General features: G+C 53.2%; 17 protein-coding genes. 10 read left to right on the top strand and 7 right to left on the bottom strand.

Features of this window, described 5'->3' with window-relative positions:
* Positions 1 to 8 precede the first annotated feature (8 nt).
* From dusA to CWO84_RS24095, 3 genes are all read right to left on the bottom strand, one after another.
* The gene (gene dusA, locus CWO84_RS02305) at positions 9 to 1,013 is read right to left on the bottom strand and encodes a tRNA dihydrouridine(20/20a) synthase DusA (protein ID WP_033158935.1); all 1,005 of its coding nucleotides are present in this window, start codon (positions 1,011 to 1,013) and stop codon (positions 9 to 11) included.
* A gap of 484 nt (positions 1,014 to 1,497) precedes the next feature.
* Positions 1,498 to 1,806 (bottom strand): hypothetical protein, encoded by a 309-nt coding sequence (locus CWO84_RS02300; RefSeq protein ID WP_033158936.1) that lies wholly within the window; start codon positions 1,804 to 1,806, stop codon positions 1,498 to 1,500.
* Positions 1,807 to 2,010: 204 nt separating this feature from the next.
* Positions 2,011 to 2,199, bottom strand: a complete 189-nt coding sequence (locus CWO84_RS24095; RefSeq protein WP_129871367.1) for a hypothetical protein — start codon at positions 2,197 to 2,199, stop codon at positions 2,011 to 2,013.
* Positions 2,200 to 2,896: 697 nt separating this feature from the next.
* On the opposite strand from CWO84_RS24095, the gene CWO84_RS02295 reads away from it, so the two are divergent.
* The 4 genes from CWO84_RS02295 to CWO84_RS02280 are packed head-to-tail and all read left to right on the top strand — an operon-like array spanning position 2,897 to position 8,846.
* Entirely contained in the window at positions 2,897 to 3,916 is a 1,020-nt protein-coding gene (locus CWO84_RS02295) for a hypothetical protein (RefSeq protein ID WP_101051673.1), read from the top strand.
* Positions 3,913 to 4,371 (top strand): hypothetical protein, encoded by a 459-nt coding sequence (locus CWO84_RS02290; RefSeq protein WP_033158938.1) that lies wholly within the window; start codon positions 3,913 to 3,915, stop codon positions 4,369 to 4,371. The genes CWO84_RS02295 and CWO84_RS02290 overlap by 4 nt, the downstream gene beginning before the upstream one ends.
* Entirely contained in the window at positions 4,368 to 7,016 is a 2,649-nt protein-coding gene (locus CWO84_RS02285; protein ID WP_051670430.1) for a hybrid sensor histidine kinase/response regulator, read from the top strand. Before CWO84_RS02290 ends, CWO84_RS02285 begins: the two co-directional genes overlap by 4 nt.
* 42 nt (positions 7,017 to 7,058) lie before the next feature.
* Positions 7,059 to 8,846 carry a sigma-54-dependent Fis family transcriptional regulator gene (locus tag CWO84_RS02280; protein ID WP_033158939.1) on the top strand — a complete coding sequence of 596 codons (1,788 nt, stop codon included), beginning with the start codon at positions 7,059 to 7,061 and terminating at the stop codon, positions 8,844 to 8,846.
* A 6-nt stretch (positions 8,847 to 8,852) separates the two neighbouring features.
* Here the strand turns inward: CWO84_RS02280 and lolA are convergent, their stop codons facing one another.
* Both lolA and mrcB read right to left on the bottom strand, forming a co-directional pair.
* Complete coding sequence (gene lolA, locus CWO84_RS02275) at positions 8,853 to 9,479, bottom strand: outer membrane lipoprotein chaperone LolA (RefSeq protein WP_051670432.1); 627 nt, start codon at positions 9,477 to 9,479, stop codon at positions 8,853 to 8,855.
* Positions 9,480 to 9,481: 2 nt separating this feature from the next.
* On the bottom strand, positions 9,482 to 11,809 hold the full coding sequence (mrcB, locus tag CWO84_RS02270) for a penicillin-binding protein 1B (RefSeq protein WP_101051672.1): 2,328 nt from the start codon (positions 11,807 to 11,809) through the stop codon (positions 9,482 to 9,484).
* A gap of 159 nt (positions 11,810 to 11,968) precedes the next feature.
* On the opposite strand from mrcB, the gene CWO84_RS02265 reads away from it, so the two are divergent.
* Together CWO84_RS02265 and CWO84_RS02260 are read left to right on the top strand one after the other, a co-directional pair.
* Positions 11,969 to 13,210: a glutaredoxin domain-containing protein gene (locus tag CWO84_RS02265; protein ID WP_033158940.1), complete on the top strand. Its 1,242-nt coding sequence runs from the start codon at positions 11,969 to 11,971 to the stop codon at positions 13,208 to 13,210.
* 86 nt (positions 13,211 to 13,296) lie between these two features.
* Positions 13,297 to 13,566 carry a PilZ domain-containing protein gene (locus tag CWO84_RS02260; RefSeq protein WP_020482610.1) on the top strand — a complete coding sequence of 90 codons (270 nt, stop codon included), beginning with the start codon at positions 13,297 to 13,299 and terminating at the stop codon, positions 13,564 to 13,566.
* Here CWO84_RS02260 and CWO84_RS02255 read toward each other — a convergent pair whose 3' ends face one another.
* The gene (locus CWO84_RS02255) at positions 13,567 to 14,088 is read right to left on the bottom strand and encodes a putative metalloprotease CJM1_0395 family protein (protein ID WP_033158941.1); all 522 of its coding nucleotides are present in this window, start codon (positions 14,086 to 14,088) and stop codon (positions 13,567 to 13,569) included. It abuts the gene before it with no gap.
* Between the two features lie 213 nt (positions 14,089 to 14,301).
* The gene (queG, locus tag CWO84_RS02250; RefSeq protein ID WP_033158942.1) at positions 14,302 to 15,402 is read right to left on the bottom strand and encodes a tRNA epoxyqueuosine(34) reductase QueG; all 1,101 of its coding nucleotides are present in this window, start codon (positions 15,400 to 15,402) and stop codon (positions 14,302 to 14,304) included.
* Positions 15,403 to 15,640: 238 nt separating this feature from the next.
* Between queG and CWO84_RS02245 the strand changes: the two genes are divergently transcribed.
* Genes CWO84_RS02245 through CWO84_RS02230 form a run of 4 tightly spaced genes read left to right on the top strand, consistent with a single transcriptional unit; the run spans position 15,641 to position 20,095 of the window.
* The gene (locus CWO84_RS02245; protein WP_084153484.1) at positions 15,641 to 16,336 is read left to right on the top strand and encodes a DUF3047 domain-containing protein; all 696 of its coding nucleotides are present in this window, start codon (positions 15,641 to 15,643) and stop codon (positions 16,334 to 16,336) included.
* Positions 16,337 to 16,338: 2 nt separating this feature from the next.
* A complete protein-coding gene (gene arsS / locus CWO84_RS02240) occupies positions 16,339 to 17,301 on the top strand; it encodes an arsenosugar biosynthesis radical SAM (seleno)protein ArsS (RefSeq protein ID WP_033158943.1) in 963 nt (320 codons plus the stop codon).
* A 22-nt stretch (positions 17,302 to 17,323) separates the two neighbouring features.
* Positions 17,324 to 19,474: a bifunctional TVP38/TMEM64 family protein/FAD-dependent oxidoreductase gene (locus tag CWO84_RS02235; RefSeq protein WP_101051670.1), complete on the top strand. Its 2,151-nt coding sequence runs from the start codon at positions 17,324 to 17,326 to the stop codon at positions 19,472 to 19,474.
* A gap of 33 nt (positions 19,475 to 19,507) precedes the next feature.
* The gene (locus CWO84_RS02230) at positions 19,508 to 20,095 is read left to right on the top strand and encodes a TIGR04282 family arsenosugar biosynthesis glycosyltransferase (protein WP_346426956.1); all 588 of its coding nucleotides are present in this window, start codon (positions 19,508 to 19,510) and stop codon (positions 20,093 to 20,095) included.
* The last annotated feature ends 242 nt before the right edge of the window (positions 20,096 to 20,337 follow it).

The following is a 20,337-nucleotide window of genomic DNA, read 5'->3' as shown; positions in this document are numbered from 1 at the left end:
ATACAGCATCAAACTGTAAATTCTAAGGCGTCCAAAACCACCTGGCTACCGGCGCCAAAACGGGTGGCGTTTTCGCTGAGATGGCGGCGCCAGGCCCGCGCACCATCGACCCCATGAAACAGACCCAGCATATGCCGGGTCATACAATGCAGTCTCACGCCTTGTTGTAATTGCTGCTCTATATAAGGCAACAGGGCTAATACCGTTTCTTGCCGCGACGGGATGGAATGCTCGTCGTTAAACAAGCGCCGGTCTACTTCTGCTAGTAGATAGGGATTGTGATACACCTCCCGGCCTAGCATGACGCCGTCAAGTTGCTCTAATAAATCGAGCGAGCTATCCAAGGATTCGATGCCGCCGTTGATAACAATATTCAGCATCGGAAAATCTTGCTTCAATTGCAACACCACGTCATAACGTAGCGGCGGTACGTCGCGATTTTGCTTGGGTGAAAGCCCGGATAGCCAGGCTTTGCGGGCGTGCACGATAAAGGTCTCGCAACCTGCCGCCGCTACAGTGTTTATGAAGTGTGTCAGTTCTGCGTAAGAATCGCGATCATCGATACCAATCCGCGATTTCACCGTCACCGGCATCGATACTGCCTGGCGCATGGCTGCCACGCATTCGGCTACCAGTTCGGGTTCTGCCATTAAGCAGGCGCCAAAGCGGCCATTTTGCACGCGATCACTGGGACAGCCGACGTTTAAATTGATCTCGTCGTAACCATAGTCGGCGGCAATTTTGGCGCATTCCGCTAAATCCGCTGGATTGCTGCCGCCTAGCTGTAAAGCCAGTGGGTGTTCCTCTGGGCTGAACTGTAAATGCCGGTCACGGTTGCCATGCAATATGGCGCCAGTGGTGACCATTTCCGTGTATAGCAAGGCATGACGGGATAAGGTGCGGTGGAAATACCGACAGTGTCGGTCAGTCCAATCCAGCATGGGGGCCACTGAGAATCGGTAGGCCAGGTGTTTGTCAGCTTGGGGGGCGGTATGGTCGCGGTCAGCGGTCATGGGTGGTTCTGGTGGTTGGGAATCAGGATTCAAATTGGTGAGTTTATTATACTTTGCCGGGCTGAATAAAAACCGCAGTAGGAAATCAGCCCGTGCTGAAGGCTGAAGCAGGAAGGCGATAGGAGAATATCAGTGTGCTTTATCGGCGTAGACTTTGTTGGTCAGTTCTTTAAACCAACGCGGCCTGAAAATCACTAGGTATAAACCGATGCTGCTGGTAATCGGAATGGGGCTGACACTAAACAGCATGAACACGATAAAGACAATCGCACAGTTGATTCTGCTCAGGCTTGTCGGATGCGTATTGGCCCGCTGCTATTAGATGAAGCTAAAAGTTAACACCTTACATCTAAATGTTGCAGATAGATCAAAAAAAGCCTTGGTGCCGTGTTGACGCCGCCTTGACGAGTGATTTGGGATTCGGGATGGCTATCTGGCTTGTCCGCGCGGACGATTCAAAATTATACGGATTGCCGAAAAACACTCATTTGTATTGTTTGCTAGCTTTGTTTTCGGTCAGGCTACTAACGCATTTACTGTAAGTTTGTTTGGTATGAAACTGATGGAGCGAATTGCTAACCGGCTGGACCAAAGCACGAGTGCCGGGTTTTAGAGGGCGAGAGGCAAGTGCGTTAATCGTTTCCATGCTGCCTATGCATTGCTTGGGTTTTGGCATGGTTGCGGCGGGGGCGTTTTGGGTGGCCAGAAATACGCCGATTATGATCAGTACGAAGCTTATGCCGCAGCGCTTTAGTTCGCGTATACACGTTTTCAGGATGTCTTCGGAATTCATAGTTTGTCTCCTTATGTTGGGGTTATAAAAACTTAGCGAGCTGATGCGCATGTTTCAGGTATTCGCGCCAATCGGTTCGCTGTGGGCAGCTGAGGCGCTGAATAACGACGCCATTTCGCGATCCGGTTGAACGTGGCCTCAAGCCTACGATGGTTATCGGCAAACTTTCATTGTGGCGCGGCCAGCCTTATAACAAGGCCATGCTTAAACCAATTTGAAGTGAATTTTTGCCACGCGGTTTTTTGCCTGTATTTCTTGGTGAATTTCCAGTGCTTCACTACGCATCTGGGCGCAAAATGCACAGAGGCCTTCGTGGGCGGTATGTGACTTTTCATGGGCTGACAATAAGTCGCCGCACCTTTTGCAACGAGTAATCCGCTGGAGTGTTTTCATGGTGATCACCTCGTAATCCGAATGTCTGAAAATAATGCGCTATGGGTTTGTTGGTTATCCCGCTCTTCGTCATCGCAGAGCTACGCTATACAGGGCAAAACCAATGCCACTACAAAACCGTGTGCACCTTAATTATTCTAAGTAATTGTTTATGCATTATTTTATGAGCTGGCAATGTTGGAAAACAGTGAAAAAATGCACAAGAAATTGTTGATTTCAGCACTAAATATCGTATCGCTTACGAAATGTCGTACAAGGTGTCAGCGCCAGTCGATGATGCAGGGGCGTTAGACGCTTTTGCAGGTTTAAAGTTGGTATGAATTTTTAGGTTAATGGCTGTCGCTACAGGGGTATCTCCAGCGCTGGCTCGAAGATTTGTAATCGGCGGGCTAATAAGCGGGTTTAATCAAATCTACCTCTGTCTTGAATGATGCTGCTCAGGTGCTTGATCTGCACTTAAGTTTTGACGAAATATCGTCAACCATTCAAAAATATGTGATACATTTCGCTTCAAACGTATCGGGAGAATATTCCCAATTAACTAGGTAGTATGAGTGTGCTACCGATGAAATGCTTGAGAGTCCGCATGCGGCAACGATACTATCCGGCCATATTTAAAACGCTAAACGCTGCTATCGTTTCCTATGTCTGCGCACTCGCAGCCCTAGTGCCTGCCTCTGTAGTTGCCGGGGGCCATATGGGACATATGCCCAGCCATGGCACCACCGGGCTGCCGGGTGATTTGTTATTGTTTCCGGCTGTGACCGGCATCGAACGTTTCGATCAAGAACCGCAGAAAAAACTCAGTACAGGTGACGTTATCCCCGAGATTAACGTGTTTTACACCACCGACTATCAGCGCTTCCGCTTTCTCGGCGAATGGCTGGTCAGCACCAAAACCCATAATCTGGAACGCTTTCAATTAGGCATGCATGTTGGCGACGAAGCCACGCTGTGGTTGGGGCGCTTTCATAACCCGATCGGCTATTGGAACATGCAGTTCCACCACGGCGCGTTTCTGCAAACCACGATCAGCAGGCCCGGTATTATGGCTTTCGAAACGGCGGGAGGCGTGATTCCCAATCATTTGACCGGGTTTTTATGGGAAGGTGTCCACGATCTGGGTGAGGGCGGCTTGTATTACACGGTTGGCGCTGGTGCGGGCCCGCAAATTAATAAAGGTTTGGAAGCGTTCAATCTGGTGGAGCCGGGAGGTTCCCGCCGGCCTGGTGTGTCGTTTCGGTTGGGCTACCAACCTATCAGCTATGGGGTCGACGAATTCGGCATTTCCGGGGCCTACAATCAAATTCATTCCGACGAACTGGCCGTTAAAAACGTTAATCAGTTCGTCGCCAGTGCCTATGCCGCTAAGCAAATCCAATCGCTAAGATTATTAAGCGAAATTGTCTATGTGAACAATACCTTGGAAAGTCCGTTGGGCGGCAAAACTTACGACGATTTTCTCAGCGCTTACGGGCAAGTGGAATGGGACCTCAATCCGGCCTGGACTGTGGTCGGGCGCGTAGAAGGCACTTTTGGCGGCAGGGACGATCCCTACCTGGCGATGTTTCCTAAATATGTCGAGGACAGGTTTCTCGGCGGCATACGCTATAAGCTCAACCACACGAATGCCCTAAAGCTAGAAGCCTCCCGCGATCATTTGCGCGACGATCATTTCGGGCAAGTGATGTTTCAATGGAGCGCGGTGTTCCCATGAAACTGCTGCGCGGTCTTTGCATCATTGTTTTGCTGTTGCTGCTTGGAGCGCAGAGCCTATGGGCTATCACTCGCCATTCTCTGGTATTGGCCACCAGCGCCAACTCGTCGATGCCGGCTCTAACCGTGCAAGAAGCCAGAAAATTGTTCTTGGGCGTACCTTTGGAGAAGGGCGGCGAACACCCCGTGCCCTTATTAAATATCAGCGATCCGTTAATTTTCGAAGTATTTCTGCAAAAAGTGGCCTTCATGTCGGCTAATGCCTATGAAAGTCAAACCATATCGGTGGTTTTCCGCCTCGGCGGTAAGCGTCCGGAGAGTTTTAACGATCTGAAGAGCTTGGTCGATACGCTGCAACAAAATCCGGGTACGGTGACCTATTTGTGGGAAGATCAAGTCCGGGCCAATCAAGGCCTTAAAGCGGTTAACGTGTTATGGCAGGGAGCCCTGGAATGAGTCGGTTTTTTCATAGTTTTAACGGCCGAATGATTCTGGCGGTTGTCGGCATTCATTTACTGCTGGTGCCGGTGTTGTTGTTCGGCATTTATCGGGTAATCAAACCCAGTTTGGAAGCGCAGTTTGTCAATTACGTCCGCTCCGATGCCTTGCTGTTCAGTAATCTGGTGACACCGCGCCTGCAGCACAGTAAGGCCGGCGAATTGCAAGGCTTGTTAGGGGAGTTTCTGTTGAATGGCCGTTTGGCGTTTGCGGAAATCGCCACCGAGCGCGGCAATATTCGCGCCGACATCGAACTGAATGCGCAGCAGCAATTTCAGGAAGATTTTTTCTTCGGCGAGCACGACGACGATATTTATTTTCTAGCGGTGCCAATTTTGAATCCTGAAGACGGCTCGTTGGCGATGCTAAGGCTGGGTTACGACGAGCGGCAGATTCAACGCGACATTGCCACGATCTATCAGCGTAGCGCCTATTTTGTCGCGGTTTACATGGGCTTGACGCTGCTGGTGGTGGGATTGTTCGGGCGCAAACTGGTTATGCCGCTGGAACGTTTACGCGACGAAGCCGAACAAATCGCCGCCGGCAATCACACCGGGCAATTTAATTCCGGCACCAAAATTACCGAAGTAGCGGCGTTGGCCGAGCATCTGGAAAAAATGCGCCAAGCCTTGCTGTCCGCCCGCGACGCGGCGTTGCAGGCCGCCGGGGCGAAGAGCGAGTTTCTGGCTAATATGAGCCATGAAATCCGCACGCCGATGAATGGCATCATCGGCATGATAGGTTTGGCCCTGCGTACAGATCTTACGCCGCAGCAACGCGAATTTCTGGGGATGGCGAACAGCTCGGCGGATGCTTTGCTGCGCATCGTCAATGACATTCTGGATTTCTCCAAGATTGAGGCGCGTAAGCTCGAACTCGATCATGCACCGTTCAAAGTCCGCGAAAGCCTCGGCGACACCTTAAAGCTGCTGGCCGGCCATGCCCATGAAAAAGATCTGGAGTTGATGTTGCGCATCGACCCGGAAACCCCGGACGATTTGCTGGGCGACGTCGGCCGTTTGAATCAAGTCATCATTAATCTGGTCGGCAATGCCATCAAATTTACCCAGCATGGCGAAATCGTGGTGCAAGTCAAACCGGAATCGGTCGATGAAAACAAGGTTTGTTTGCAGATTGCGGTCAGCGACACCGGTATCGGTATTTCCCCCGATAAACAACAGCTTATTTTCGAAGCCTTCGCGCAGATAGACGCTTCGTCCACCCGAAAATTCGGCGGCACCGGCCTGGGTTTGTCGATTTCTTCGCGCTTGGTCGAGTTGATGGGCGGGCATTTGTCATTGGAAAGCGAAGAACATAAAGGCAGCACTTTTTTCTTTACCGCCGTGTTTGACCGGCACACTAAAAGCGAGGCCGACGCGCCATTTCAGCCACTGATAGACGTGAAAAATCTACCGGTGTTGATCGTGGACGACAATGCCATCAATTTACGGGTGTTCTCGGAAATCTTGAACCATTGGGGCATGCGGCCCACCACGGTGGATAGCGGCGAGGCGGCCATCACCGCATTGAAGAGTATGGCGGAAACCGGCGAAGCCTACGCTTTGATTTTACTCGATGCGATGATGCCGATCATGGACGGCTTTATGGTGGCGCAAGCCATCAGAGAGGATCAACGCTTCGAGCCGGTAACCATCATGATGTTGTCGTCTGCCGACCGGCCGGACGATTGCGAACGCTGTCACGATTTGGGCATCAATTTGTATGTGCGTAAACCGGTCAAACATTCGGAATTGTGGAATGCCATTCAATCGGCGTTGGGTAAATCCGCCAAAGCCGCAGAAGCCGCGCTGACAGTATTGGCCGAGCCGCCGCGTAAGTTAAGAATTTTGTTGGCGGAAGATAATCCGGTTAACCAATACATGGCGGTGGTGTTGCTGGAAGAGCGCGGCCATACCGTGAAGGTGGCCAACAACGGCCAGGAGGTACTGGATATATTGGCTACCGATATTTTGTTCGATCTGATCTTAATGGACGTGCAGATGCCGGTAATGGACGGTTTTCAGGCTACCGAAGCGATTCGGGCCAGCGAGCGCGAGACCGGTAAACATATGCGGATTATCGCGATGACCGCGCACGCCCTGAAAGGTGATAGGGAACGCTGTTTAGCCGTTGGTATGGACGATTACATCGCCAAACCCGTGCAGGAGCAGGATTTGTTGGCAATGGTGGAGTGTTGGAATATGGCGGGAACAGAGCAAGCGGATAAGCACAGCATGGCGTCGGCGCTGTTGGCTGAGCCGGCGCTGGATTGGCAACAAGCCTTAAGCCGGGTGCGCGGTAGACAGCAGATGTTGTGCAAAATGATGACTTTATTTCAGGAACAGTCAGCGCCGCTGCTGAATGACATGGCCGATGCGATACAGCGTCAGGATGCCGAATTGTTACGGCTATCCGCACATACCCTGAAAAGCTCGGCCAACAGCATCGGCGCCTTCCCGTTCGGCAAGATAGCCCAGCAGCTGGAGACGATGGGCCACGAGGCTGCCTTTACTGATGCGGCCGCCAGTTACGAGTTACTGCAACAAGCCAGCATTCGGCTGGAGCCGGCTATTCAGGAATATTTGCACGAGTTTCAGGAATGATGCTGCCGCCGGTGGTTGGGATAGGTTAAGAAGGAGATAGGCATGACTCATAAGCGCCAGCGCGATAAACCGTTAATCTTGATGCTGGACGACAATCCGGTTAACTTGGAAGAGTTGGCAGGCTTGGTCGATGAAGCCGGCTTTGACGTATTGCGTGCGGAAACGGGCGAAATTGCCTTGGTCCAAGCCGTGGCCCAATTGCCAGACCTGATTCTGTTGGACGTGCTGATGCCGGGCATGGACGGTTTTACCGTCTGCCAGACCTTGAAAACCATTCCGACGACGCGCGATATTCCGGTGTTATTCATGACGGCCTTGGCGGATACCGCCGATAAATTAAAAGGTTTTCAAGTCGGGGCGGTGGATTACATCACCAAGCCGTTTCAATACGAAGAAGTACTTGCCCGCGTGCAAACCCATCTGACGCTGCAAAAGTTGAAGCTGGAGTTGCAAGAAAAAGAGCAGCGCCTGTCGCGGATTTTCGAGAACGCGATGGATGCGATTCTGACGCTGGATGACATCGGGCGGATTACCTTATTCAACGCGGCGGCCGAACAGATGTTTCGCTGCAAAGCCGCCGACAGCATTGGCCGGGCGGTGGATAGATTTTTGTCGCCCGAGCTTTACAAAACGCTAACCAATTTTCGCAACGGCGTGCCGGCCGAGCAGGCCATTTGGGTGTCGGAAGGCATGAGTGCGGTACGCGCGGATGAGAGCACTTTCCCCATCGAAGCCACCATTTCCCGCGTGGAAGCCATTGGGCAGAAACTGTATATCCTGATTTTGCGTGACATCAACGAACGTAAAGCCCGGCAACAGGCCGAAGCGGAATGCAATACCTTGCGCGGCATCAATCTATATCTACAAGAAGAAGTCTTGGCCAGCCGCGATGGCGAGGAATTGATCGGCAATTCTCCGGCATTGCATCAAGCGATGGATCTGGTCAGGCAGGTAGCCAACACCGACGCAACGGTGTTAATCACCGGTGAAACCGGTACCGGCAAGGAATTGATTGCTCGGGCGATTCACAATCTCAGCGCTCGCAAAGACAAAACCTTGGTGAAATTGAATTGCGCGACGATCCCGGAAAATCTCGCCGAAAGCGAGCTGTTCGGTCACGAAAAGGGCTCGTTTACCGGGGCGATTGCTCGCAAATTGGGACGTTTTGAACTGGCTAACGGCGGTACCTTGTTTCTGGATGAAATCGGCGAATTGCCGTTGGAGATGCAGGCCAAATTATTGCGGGTGCTACAGGAAGGCGAATTCGAACGGGTGGGCGGCACGCAAACCCTGACCTGCGATGTGCGGGTCATCGCCGCCACCCATCGGGATTTGGCGCAGTTTTCGCAACAAGGTAAATTCCGGGCCGACTTGTATTACCGTTTAAATGTGTTTCCCATTAATTTGCCGCCGCTACGCGAGCGTAAGGAAGACGTGCCGTTTTTGGTGAAGCATTTCATCGATAAGTACGCGGCAAAATTCGGCAAGAAAATTCAGTCTATTCCGGAACGGATGATGGCTGATCTGCAAAGTTATTTCTGGCCCGGCAATATTCGCGAGCTGCAACATATCATCGAACGTGCGGTGATTTTAACCAAGGGCAGTCAACTGGCCGCCGTGGATTGCGTGAATGTGATGGGGGCCGGCGGCGCGCCCAACGCGGCACCGATTGTCACGCTGGACGAAGCCGAGCGCGCGCATATTTTGAAAGCGCTGGAAGCCACGTCCTGGCGAATCGCCGGTAATCAGGGAGCGGCGAAGATTTTGGGGGTGCCATCCACGACTTTGCGGTCGCGGATGGAAAAGCTGGGGATTAGTAAACCGGCCTGACGGGGGCTAGTTTTCAAACACATCTACGCCTTTCGGCGCTTTGAAATTAAACAAGGCGTCGTCCAGCTTGGGATTGAGCTGGATGTTGGAAAAATAAATACGGGTTAATTGGCCGAAATTGTCGCTCAGTTCCATACCGCCCAATTGGTTGCCGTTCAGGCCGATCAAAATATACTTGAACCCGCTTTCTTCATTCTTGGGTGATAGTTTCACCCAGTTCATGCCGTCGTCTTCCTTGCCTTGTTCCTGCAGGATGAATTTTTCCTCTATATCCACTTCGCCGGTCAATAACAATGCCGGTGTGGAACCCAGCGAATCGTCCAACTGTTTGACCGTCACCTGTTCCAGGTCGGCATCGTAAAACCAGACTTTGCCGGTATTGGACACAATCTCTTGCACAAAGGGTTTTTGGTAGTTCCAACGAAATTTGCCGGGTCGGCTCAGATAAAATTTACCGGTGCTGTTTTGCGCGGGGCGGCCGCTTTTATCGAAACTGGTTTGCTTGAAATCCGCCGTCAAGGAACTGCTGCTGGCTAAAAAGCTTTTCAATCGGGCAATCGGTGTTTCGTCTGCCCAGGCTGACGAGGTGGTGGCGATCAGGAAAATCAGGGCAAAAATGTGTTTAAGCAACATAGTTAAAAAGGATTCAGGTTATTAAGCCAGCTTTCGCCGGATTCCGGGTTTGCTCCGCAGTCGGCAAATTGGCTGGGTCCGGAGCCATCCACGAACGGCATCAATTTAGCGCCGGGGCAGCCTTCATTGCTGAGCAAGCCGCTGGCAGTATCTATCCAGGTCATCTGTACATTATCGGGCGGTACCAGGCTGACCGGCTTCTTCGACACTTGCCGCATCAGCTCGGACCAGATTTGCAAGGCGCCGGTTCCGCCGGTCAAGCCGGTCGGTTTGTTGTCGTCGCGGCCAACCCATACCACCGATAGAAAATCGCCGCTAAAACCGGCAAACCAGCTGTCGCGTAATTGGTTGGTGGTACCGGTCTTGCCGACTAAAGCCATGTTCTGCGGCAGATAGTTATACGCAGAATGGCCGGTGCCGGCATACATCACTTCCTGCAAAATGGTGTTGGTGATAAAGGTAGCGGCAGGATCAACGGCTTGACGCACGGTAAACGGATAACTTTGCAGGGCCTTGCCGTCAGCGGCATTGACCGCGCGGATCGAGCGCAGCGGTGTGGCAAAACCGTCGCCGGCCAAGGTTTGGTAAAGCTGAGTGACTTCCAGCGGCGTCAGCGGTTGCGCGCCCAGCAGGAAGGACGGAAATAAATCCACCGGCCGGCTGACACCCATGCTTTTTAAAGTGTTGGCGACTTTGGCCAAGCCAATGTCCATCCCAATCCGCACTGTCGCCATATTGTAGGAATGCGCCAAGGCACTATGCAGCGGCACGACGCCGTGTTCCTGATTGTCGTAGTTGTCCGGCGACCAGGTTTTACCTCTTTCGGCGGGAATTTCCAGGCGGGTATCGCTGATCGGCGTGGCGATGGTGTAGCGGTCCGGATATTCCAGTGCGGTCAAATACACTACCGGTTTAATCAGCGAACCTATCGGCCGCACCGCGTCCAAAGCGCGATTGAAACCGGTGTCTTCGGCGTCGCGGCCGCCGGCGAGGGCGACAATCTCGCCGCTGTCGCGGCGGGTAACGATGGCGGCGGTTTCCAAATCGTTACTTTTCGGACTTTTCTCCAGATTTTTCAGCTTGCTGGCGATGGACTTTTCCAGCGTGTCCTGGATACGGGTGTCCAACGTCGTGACGATGCGCAAGCCTTCGGAGGTCAGATCGTCTTCTTTATATTCCTGTTTCAGTTGGCGTTTGACCAGATCGATAAAACCCGGATAGCGGTTGGCGGAGCGATGAATCACTGTCGCCACGCCTATTGGTTGTTTTTTGGCTTCGTTCAGTTGCTGTGCGTCGATAAAACCTTCCGTATGCATCGCATCCAGGACGATGTTACGGCGCTCTAAAGTGTGTTCCGGATTGCGGCGCGGATCATATTCCGACGGTCCGCGCACCAGGGCGACTAAGGTAGCAACTTGATGCAAATTCAGGGTTTTTAACGATTGCCCAAAATAAAATTCGCTGGCCAAACCAAAGCCATGCACAGCGCTGGCGCCGTCTTGGCCCAGGAATATTTCGTTCAAATAAGCTTCCAGAATTTCGTCCTTGCTGTAGCGATATTCCAGAATAAACGACATCAAGGCTTCTTTCAGCTTGCGGCGTAGCGTGCGTTTGGGATTCAGGAAAAAGTTTTTCACCAACTGCTGGGTGATGGTGCTGCCGCCTTGCACCATGCCGCCGGCTTTCACGTTGGACCACATGGCGCGGACGATGCCTTTGGGCGAGATGCCGAAATGGTTGTAAAAGTCCTTGTCTTCGGTGGACAGCAGGCCTTGCACCAGGGTTGGCGGCGCTTCGTCCAGTTTGATCAGAATTCGGTCTTCCTTGCGGGTGGGATAAAAGCTGCCGATTTGCACCGGGTCCATGCGGACGATGGCCAAACTCTCGCCGGTGGCGGCGTCGGTAATACCGGCGATGCCGCCGCTCGTGAAACTCACGCTGATATTGCGGCTTTCCTGAGGCGTATTGCCGAAATTAAAGGCGCGGGTGCGGATGTTGATCTGGCCACCCTTAATGGAATAGGAGCCTTCGCCGGCCAGTTGGTTGTCCTGGCGGTAATGCAATTCCAGCAATAAGTCTTCCAGATTTTTGCTGGAAATTTCGTAACCGGCGTAAAGCTCGACGGGGCTGGCATAGACGCGGGCCGGAATCGACCAGCGCTTGCCCTCGAATTGCTGGCGTACCGTGTAATCTAGGTAGCTAACATACACCGCCAATACGAAAGCCCCGATCAGCACTAGCGAAACCAGCGCGCGTTTCAGCCACGATGCTTGGGGTTGCGATTTTCTGCGTCTAACGGTCGATTTGCTGCTTCTGGGTCGTCTAGGCATTAAGTCGGTATCTGATCTCGCCGACGGCAGTTAGCGGCGGCTGTGTGAATGGGGCGAAGATGGCACCTGCTGGTTCGGCGCAGTTCATTTAGCTTACTATTATCTAATAAAATGCCCACTTCCGCACAGATTGCTGGCGTTATTGAGGAGAATAGGCGAGTGTTGATACTGAAACTGTTTCCAAAATGCTTGGCCCAGCTACCGTCGACACTGATGCGTTTTGGTTTGGTGCTGGTGCTTGCGCTGGCAATCATGCCGAGTGTCGGAGCGGTTGAAAACCGGATCGATATCGAAGCTTTTGTACGTAACGGTTGTCCGCATTGCCAACAAGCCGAACAATTTTTGGCGGTGCTGCAAGGCGAGCAACCCGGTTTACGGATAGTTATTCGCAATATCTCTGCTGAGCCAACCGCCTTGGAGCGATTGCAGCAGATTACCGAATCCCGGCAAGCCGGGCCAATCAGGTTGCCGACATTTCTGGTGCATGGCGAATACATCGTCGGTTATTCCGAAGAAGCCGGTAGTAGCGGTTTGATTAGGAATGCCTTGCGTGCCGGTGCGCTGCCGAGTGAAGTGTCCGGCGCAGAAGCCGGTAGCTGTGAAGTGCAAGTCAGCGAGTCCTGCGATGTGCCGGTTAGCCAGCCACCCGCACCCGCAACGGAGGTGTTTGCCGTGAATTGGTTTGGCAGGCGCATCGGTCTTGATGAGGTTGGTTTGCCGGCTTTTACACTAGCCATGGGCTTGCTGGATGGCTTCAATCCCTGTTCGATGTGGGTGTTGATTTTGATGATTTCGATGCTGGCACCTATGAATAATCGGCCCCGGATGTTGGCGGTGGCCGGCACGTTTGTTGTCGTCGAAGGGATGGCTTACTTCGTGTTTATGGCCGCCTGGTTGAATCTGTTTTTACTGATAGGCTTATCGCGAGCTTCGGAATTGGCTATCGCCGGCATTGCCGTGTTGGCCGGCGCGATCAACCTGAAAGATTTTTGGGCGTTTGGCAGGGGTATCTCGCTGTCGATTCCGGTTGCCGCCAAACCCGGTATCTACAACCGGATTCGGCGCATCCTGCAAGCCGAGAATTTGGCGGGCGCCATGTTGGGGGCCGTGGTACTGGCTTTGCTGGTCCAGATCGTCGAATTGTTGTGTACCTCCGGATTCCCGGCCCTTTACACACGCATACTCACCTTGCGGGAATTAAGCGGCTGGGACTATTACGGTTATTTAATGTTGTACAATCTGGCCTATATGCTGGATGACGTCGTTGTGCTGGGTGTGGGAGTCGTGACCCTGAGTCAGCATCGTTTGCAGGAAAAAGAAGGTCGTTGGCTGAAATTGCTTAGCGGCTTGGCGATGGTAAGTTTAGGGTTGTATTTAATATTGCGCGGTTTAGGCGAGTAGATGGCCGGTTGGCGTGGGGCGCTGATTAACAGCACTTTTCTTTATCACTACACGTGCGATAGAACCGAAACGAGATAGGAGAATTCGTGATTGATAACAAGCGCAGGCACCCGCGCCTAAAGCACCGTGCCAAAATCAGGATGACGGTGCCGGCATCGGCTGAAGCGGTCGTGGTGGATATGCGGGACTTTTCCGAGACTGGATTGTTTTTACTGTGTGCCAACGAATTAATCCCGCCGATTGGCGCGCTAGTGGAAGTGCAAACCACCGAATTCGACGATGCGCCGATACAAACTGCGATTGTGGTGCGGGTAGAGCCGGACGTGGGGTTTGGTCTGGAGTTTGCGCCGCGTTGATCAGGCGGTCAGGTCGAGGAGCTCGCCGTTACGGCTGGGTTGCTTTTGCGAATTCAACAATTCTCCGCGAGCTTTATTAGCCATCGCCGCTGCCTTGGCGGCGATGCTTTGATCCGGGCCTGAGGGACTGGCCGGCGCTAATGCCGCGCGGCGGATAGTCTCGGCTTTGCGCAGAGTCGCTTCCGGGTCGCCGGCAACCTCTGAGACATCAATATTCACTTCACCGCCGGTGGCGTAACGTTGGCCATCCGGCCCCGTCACAAAAGTAAAACGCGCACCACTGACAGCGATACCGCCGGCGGCACTTAAATGAGCTTGCTCGTGCGCCCGAACTTCCTGGTCGCGGGCTTTAAGCTCGGCAATTTGGCTTAGCTGTTCCGGACTGTATTGGCCGGATTGGGCGTTTGCGCTTTTCGCAGTTTGGGCGATAGGTTCGACAGGCGCCTGTTCGCCGCTCGCGGCTAGATTGCGACCGGTCAGCCGATATAGCGAAGTTTGATGGGAAGAGGCGGTGACCAGCATGTTGGGCCTCGAACGGATTGTGTTAACTGGCTCTAAGAATACACCTTGACTTCATGCTGGTTCAAGTCATCAAAGCATATTTAGCCTGAGTTTTCACGGTAGGGGCGATTATCGCAGTCTGGCTGATTAAATCCCTTTTACTCGCGATTCCAGCAACTACCAATCCCGTTTGTTAATCGCACTCGGCTCCGGCTTGCGCTGGGAAAGACGCTTCTAAATTGTCGGAAGTTCCGGTTCAATGTGCAAACTGTCCAATTTCTGCAAAGCCCATTGTGCATGCTCGCGCACCATCTCCGATTCATCACTCAATCTGCCGGCCAATGCCGTCTTAGCCGCATCAGTGGCTTTGCCATTACCCAGCGCCACAGCGATATTGCGCAGCCAACGCTGATGACCGATGCGGCGAATCGCCGAGCCTTCGGTTTTTTGCAGAAACTCCGTTTCGGTCCAATTGAACAATTCAAGCAAAGTCGCCTGGTCCAAGCGATGGCGGGGTTTAAAATCGCTTTCCGCGCTAAGTTTGGCGAAACGGTTCCACGGGCACACCAATTGGCAATCATCGCAACCGTAAATCCGATTGCCCAGCAAGGGGCGCAATGCCACTGGAATGCTGCCGTGCAATTCGATAGTTAAATACGAGACGCAACGGCGGGCATCAACCTGATAGGGGCCGACGATGGCTTGGGTCGGGCAAATATCCAAACAAGCCCGGCATTGTCCGCAGTGGTTGCTGACGGGCTGATCGCTGGGTAAGGCCAAGTCGGTATAAATTTCCCCGAGAAAAAACCAGGAACCGGACCGGCGATTGATCAGGTTGCTGTGCTTGCCTATCCAGCCCAAGCCGGCTTTCTCGGCGATGGCTTTTTCCAAAACCGGCGCGCTGTCGACAAACGCCCGATAACCGAACGGGCCAATCTCCTCGGCGATTTTGTCCGCGAGCTTTTGCAAACGATTGCGTAACAGTTTGTGGTAATCACGTCCTAAGGCATACCGCGATACGAAGGCGGCGGCCGGGTCGTCTAATAATTGCTTGCTGATTGCCGATGGTTCCGGCAAATAATCCATCCGTGCCGAGATAATGCTGCGTGTGCCCTCCTGCAATAACGCCGGTCGGCTGCGTTTTAAACCGTGTGCGGCCATGTATTGCATCTCGCCGTTAAAGCCCTTGTCCAACCAGTCGTGCAGATGCCGTTCGGCGGCAGTTAAATCCGTGTCGCTGATACCTATCTGCTGAAAGCCCAATTCTTCGCCCCAATGCTTGATGCGTTGGACAAGTGCGTTAAGATCTTCGGCTTGGGTTAAAGGCGTGTGCAATTTACGGAACCTTGGGAAATAGTAGGGGAGATCGTCGTGGCCTAGTAAGGAATGGCTCGCGAATAGCTGGATAAGCTAACCGTATCAAACATGAAGATCAACCGTTAAGCTGTTCAAGTCACTGGTAAGAAATCCCTGCCAGTCACGAAGGATTACGTAGAAAAGCTAAGCGGGGCGTTTTATGATCGACGGCAAAAAAGCGCGACATCCTTATCAAGCAAAACTTGGACGACCGATTATGACAATTCCGCTGTATCCGGCGCATACCAGTGCCACATGGACAATAGTGAAGCATAAACTATTGCTGTGCCTGGCTATGTGGTTGCCGCATCACCCAGTGCTTGCTGATAACAAACTGCCTATCGGCGAGTTTAGGCAGAATCGTCTAGACGGTTGGGAACATAAAAGCTTCAAAGGCGAAACCCAATACCGATTGCAAGCAATCGACGGCGTGACAGCACTGGTAGCCGATAGCCGAGCAACCGGTTCCGGTCTGTTTAAGGAACAACGCATCGATCTAACCCAAACGCCATTCCTGAACTGGTCGTGGCGCATCGGCAATCGTTTATCCGGCTTGAACGAACAAAGCAAGGCTGGCGATGATTACGCGGCGAGGGTTTATGTGGTGGTCAAAGGCGGGCTGGCGTTTTGGCAAACCAAGGCTGTTAATTATGTCTGGGCCGGGAACAGCAAACGGGATAGCGTCTGGCCGAATGCTTTTGCCGGCGATCATGCGATGATGATGGCTTTACGCGATCAGGAAGCACCGTTGAATGTCTGGGAACACGAAAAACGCAATATTAGGGCCGACTTCAAGCAACTATTCGGTGAAGACATCATCGCTATCGATGCCGTCGCCATCATGACCGATACCGACAACAGCGGCGGCCAAGTTTTTGCTGTGTATGGCGATATCTGGTTTTCCAAGGATTAAGCATGCACGACACCAAACCTCTGCTGGCCAACAGCGACTTTCCGGCCATTTTTCGCAAGCCGTTGGAGATTTTGCAAATCAATCTGGGCTATCGGTGCAACTTGAGTTGTGTGCATTGCCATGTCAACGCCGGCCCCAAACGCACTGAAATGATGAGTCGGGAGACTATCGATGAAATATTGGCGCTGGCCGACACCGCCAACATTCACACGCTGGATCTGACCGGGGGCGCGCCGGAAATGCATCCGGATTTTCGCTATTTGGTGCGAGCCGCGCGGAATCGTGGCATCGAGGTGATCGACCGTTGCAATCTGACCATTTTGGAAGAACCTGAATACGCCGATCTCGCGGAATTTCTGGCCGCGCAGCAGGTGAACATCGTCGCTTCCCTGCCGTGTTATCTGGAAGAAAATGTCGACAAACAACGCGGCAAGGGCGTGTTCAAGGATAGCCTGGCGGCCTTGCAGCGTTTGAATCGGTTGGGTTATGGCCGGCCGGACAGCGGACTGGAATTGAATCTGGTGTTCAACCCGCAAGACGCGGTGTTGCCGCCCGATCAACATAATCTGGAACGGGCTTATAAGCAGCACTTGCAGCAACATTACGGCATCGTCTTCAACCGCCTGTTTGCTATCGCCAATATGCCGATTCAGCGTTTCGGCAGCACCTTGGTCAGTCACGGCTGTTTCGAATCCTATCTGGCATTACTGAAAGACAGTTTTCGCGCCGACAACCTTGAAAACCTGATGTGCCTGAATACCCTCAGTATCGACTGGCAAGGCTATGTCTACGATTGCGATTTCAATCAGATGCTTAATTTGCCCTTGGGCGCTGCAGCCAACCCCCAAACCCATATCAGCGAGTTGCGACTGGACCAACTGCAAGGCGCCCCCATCGCCACCGCCGCCCATTGTTACGGTTGCACAGCCGGCCAAGGCAGCAGTTGCGGCGGGGCTTTAGGGTAAATCAAAGGGCATGCCCCCTCGCATGAAACCGTCAAGAATCATCTTACTACTGATAATGGCGGGATTGATCGGGCTGTTTTTCAGCTTTGATCTCGAGCAGTACCTGAGTCTGGAAAACCTAAAATTACAGCAAGCAGAGATAGCTGACTATCGCCAAAGCAATCCGCTAATGGCGCTTGCTCTGTATGCCGCGTTGTATATCGCGGTCACTGCATTGTCGCTGCCAGGGGCGATGATATTGACGCTGGCCGGCGGTGCGGTGTTCGGTTTGCTCTGGGGGACGCTGATCGTCTCGTTTGCTTCCAGCATTGGTGCAACGCTGGCGTTTTTGGCTGCACGGTTTTTGTTCCGAGACTGGGTCAAATCCCGCCTCGGCAGTCGTTTGCAAACCATCGACGACGGCGTGAGACGCGACGGTGCTGTTTATTTGTTTACCTTGCGCCTGGTGCCGTTGTTCCCGTTCTTCATGATCAATCTGGCGATGGGTTTGACGCCCATCAAGACCAGGACTTTTTACTGGGTTAGCCAGTTAGGCATGCTGGCCGGCACACTGGTTTATGTTAATGCCGGCACCCAGTTGGCGAAAATCGACTCCCTATCCGCTATTCTCTCACCTGCTTTGTTGGTTTCGTTTGCCTTGCTCGGTGTATTTCCACTAGCGGCGAAGAAAATGCTCGAAGTCATTCAACAGCATAAAGTCTACGCGCGCTGGACCAAACCAGCCCGTTTCGACAACAACCTGATCGTCATCGGCGCGGGTGCCGGCGGCTTGGTGTCGGCTTATATCGCCGCAGCCGTCAAAGCTAAAGTCACGCTGATCGAAAAGCATAAAATGGGCGGCGACTGCCTGAACACCGGTTGCGTGCCGTCGAAGGCGTTGATCCGTTCGGCCAAGCTGTTGTCGCACATCAAACGCGCGCCCGAGTTCGGCATTGCCAAAGCCGAAGCCGAGTTTGATTTTGCGGAGGTGATGCAGCGAGTACAACAGGTGATCAAAACCGTAGCGCCGCACGATTCCATAGCGCGTTATGGCGAGTTGGGCGTGGATGTGATGCAAGGTAGCGCCAAAATCGTTTCGCCCTGGGCGGTGGAAGTCACCACAGCCGACGGCGTTAAAACCCTCACCAGCCGCGCCATTGTTATCGCCGCCGGTGCTAGCCCCCTAGTGCCGCCGATACCAGGACTGGAAAACATCGATTATCTGACCTCGGATAACGTCTGGGACTTGCGTGAATTACCCAAACGCCTGTTGGTGTTGGGCGGCGGTCCAATAGGCTGCGAACTGACGCAAACCTTCGCTCGCTTGGGTAGTCAGGTTACGCAGGTGGAAATGGCCCCGCGCATCATGGTACGGGAAGATCCAGTGGTATCGGACATAGTCCAGGCTCGTTTCCAGGCGGAGGGCGTGGAGGTCAAAGTTCAGCATACAGCCAAGGAATTTATCGTCGAAAACGGCGAACACATTCTGCTGGCCGAACATGTCGGCCAGATGGTCAGGATTGCCTTTGATAAGGTGCTGGTGGCGCTTGGCCGCTCGGCCAATGTGCAGGGTTACGGCGTGGAAGAAATGGGCATCGCCCTGTCGCCGCGCCGTACCTTGGACGCCAATCCATTTCAGCAAACCAATTATCCCAACATCTATGCGGTCGGCGACGTGGCCGGACCGTATCAGTTTACCCACACCGCGGCGCATCAAGCCTGGTATGCGACGGTGAATGCGCTGTTTGGCCCCTTCAAAAAGTTTCGCACCGATTACGCCGTCATCCCTTGGTCGACCTTTACCGATCCGGAAGTGGCCCGCGTGGGTTTGAACGAGCAGGAGTCGCAAGCACAGAACATCGCGTATGAAGTCTCTACCTATGGCATTGATGACCTGGATAGAGCAATAGCCGACGGCGAGGCACACGGCTTCGTCAAAGTACTGACCGTGCCCGGTAAGGACAAAATCCTCGGCGTCACCCTCGTTGGCGAACATGCCGGCGACTTACTGGCTGAATTTGTGTTGGCGATGAAATACGGTATCGGCTTGAATAAAATTCTGGGCACTATTCATATCTATCCCACCCTGGCGGAAGCCAATAAGCATGTGGCGGGCGTCTGGAAGCGCAATCATGCCCCGCAAGGTCTGCTGAAATGGCTGGGCCGTTATCACGCTTGGCGGCGCAAGGTTTAAGCCATGCCAGCGATCTATCCCGACAGTGTGCTTATGATTTTTTGCAAAGCGCCGATTCCCGGCCAAGTCAAAACCCGGCTGCAACCGGCCTTAAGCGCGGAACAGGCGGCCGCAGCGCACCGGCAATTAACTTACATGACCCTGGAACGCGCCTTCCAGCAGCCCTTGTGTGCGGTTGAATTGCATTGCGCGCCAGACGCCGGCCATAGCTTTTTTCAGGATTGTGCGCGGCGTTATCCGTTGACGCTTAAAGGGCAATACGGCGCCGACTTGGGTGAACGCATGCACCACGCCTTGACTGATGCCTTAGGCCGTTACCGCCATGCCTTGCTGATGGGGTGCGATTGCCCCAGTCTGTCGAGTGACGATCTGCTTCGCGCATTAGCGGTGTTACGCGAAGGCCACGATGCGGTTATCGCACCAGCCGACGATGGCGGGTATGTGCTGATCGGCTTAAACAAAACGCAATCCGGACTGTTCAGCGACATGAGTTGGGGCCATGATCAGGTCATGGCCACCACGCGCAGTCGGGCAAATGAAATGGGTTTGAACCTTTACGAACTGGACAGCCAATGGGATGTGGACACTTACTCCGACTGGCTGCGTTATTCGGCTATGTAAACATTATGGGCAGAACCTAGCTTGATTCGCGTTATTGCCGGGAGGGGGGGCAGGCATAGGCTGGAAAGCGAGAGCCCATGATTGAAGAGAACAGTTCACTGGCGATCGGCTCGTCGTCAATGTTGTGTAGCAAACCCGACAATTGAATAGCTGTCGAGCTGTTTCTGGCTGATTCTTAAGGATTTTTTATTGGCATAACGCTTGCTTTTGGATTTATAGCCTCTGCCGGTCACGTTTTGGCT

The sequence above is a fragment of the Methylomonas sp. Kb3 genome (genome assembly GCF_002834115.1).
Taxonomy (GTDB): Bacteria; Pseudomonadota; Gammaproteobacteria; order Methylococcales; family Methylomonadaceae; genus Methylomonas; species Methylomonas defluvii.
Note: the sequence above shows the minus strand (reverse complement) of the source record. Positions and strands in the feature narration are given on the sequence as shown.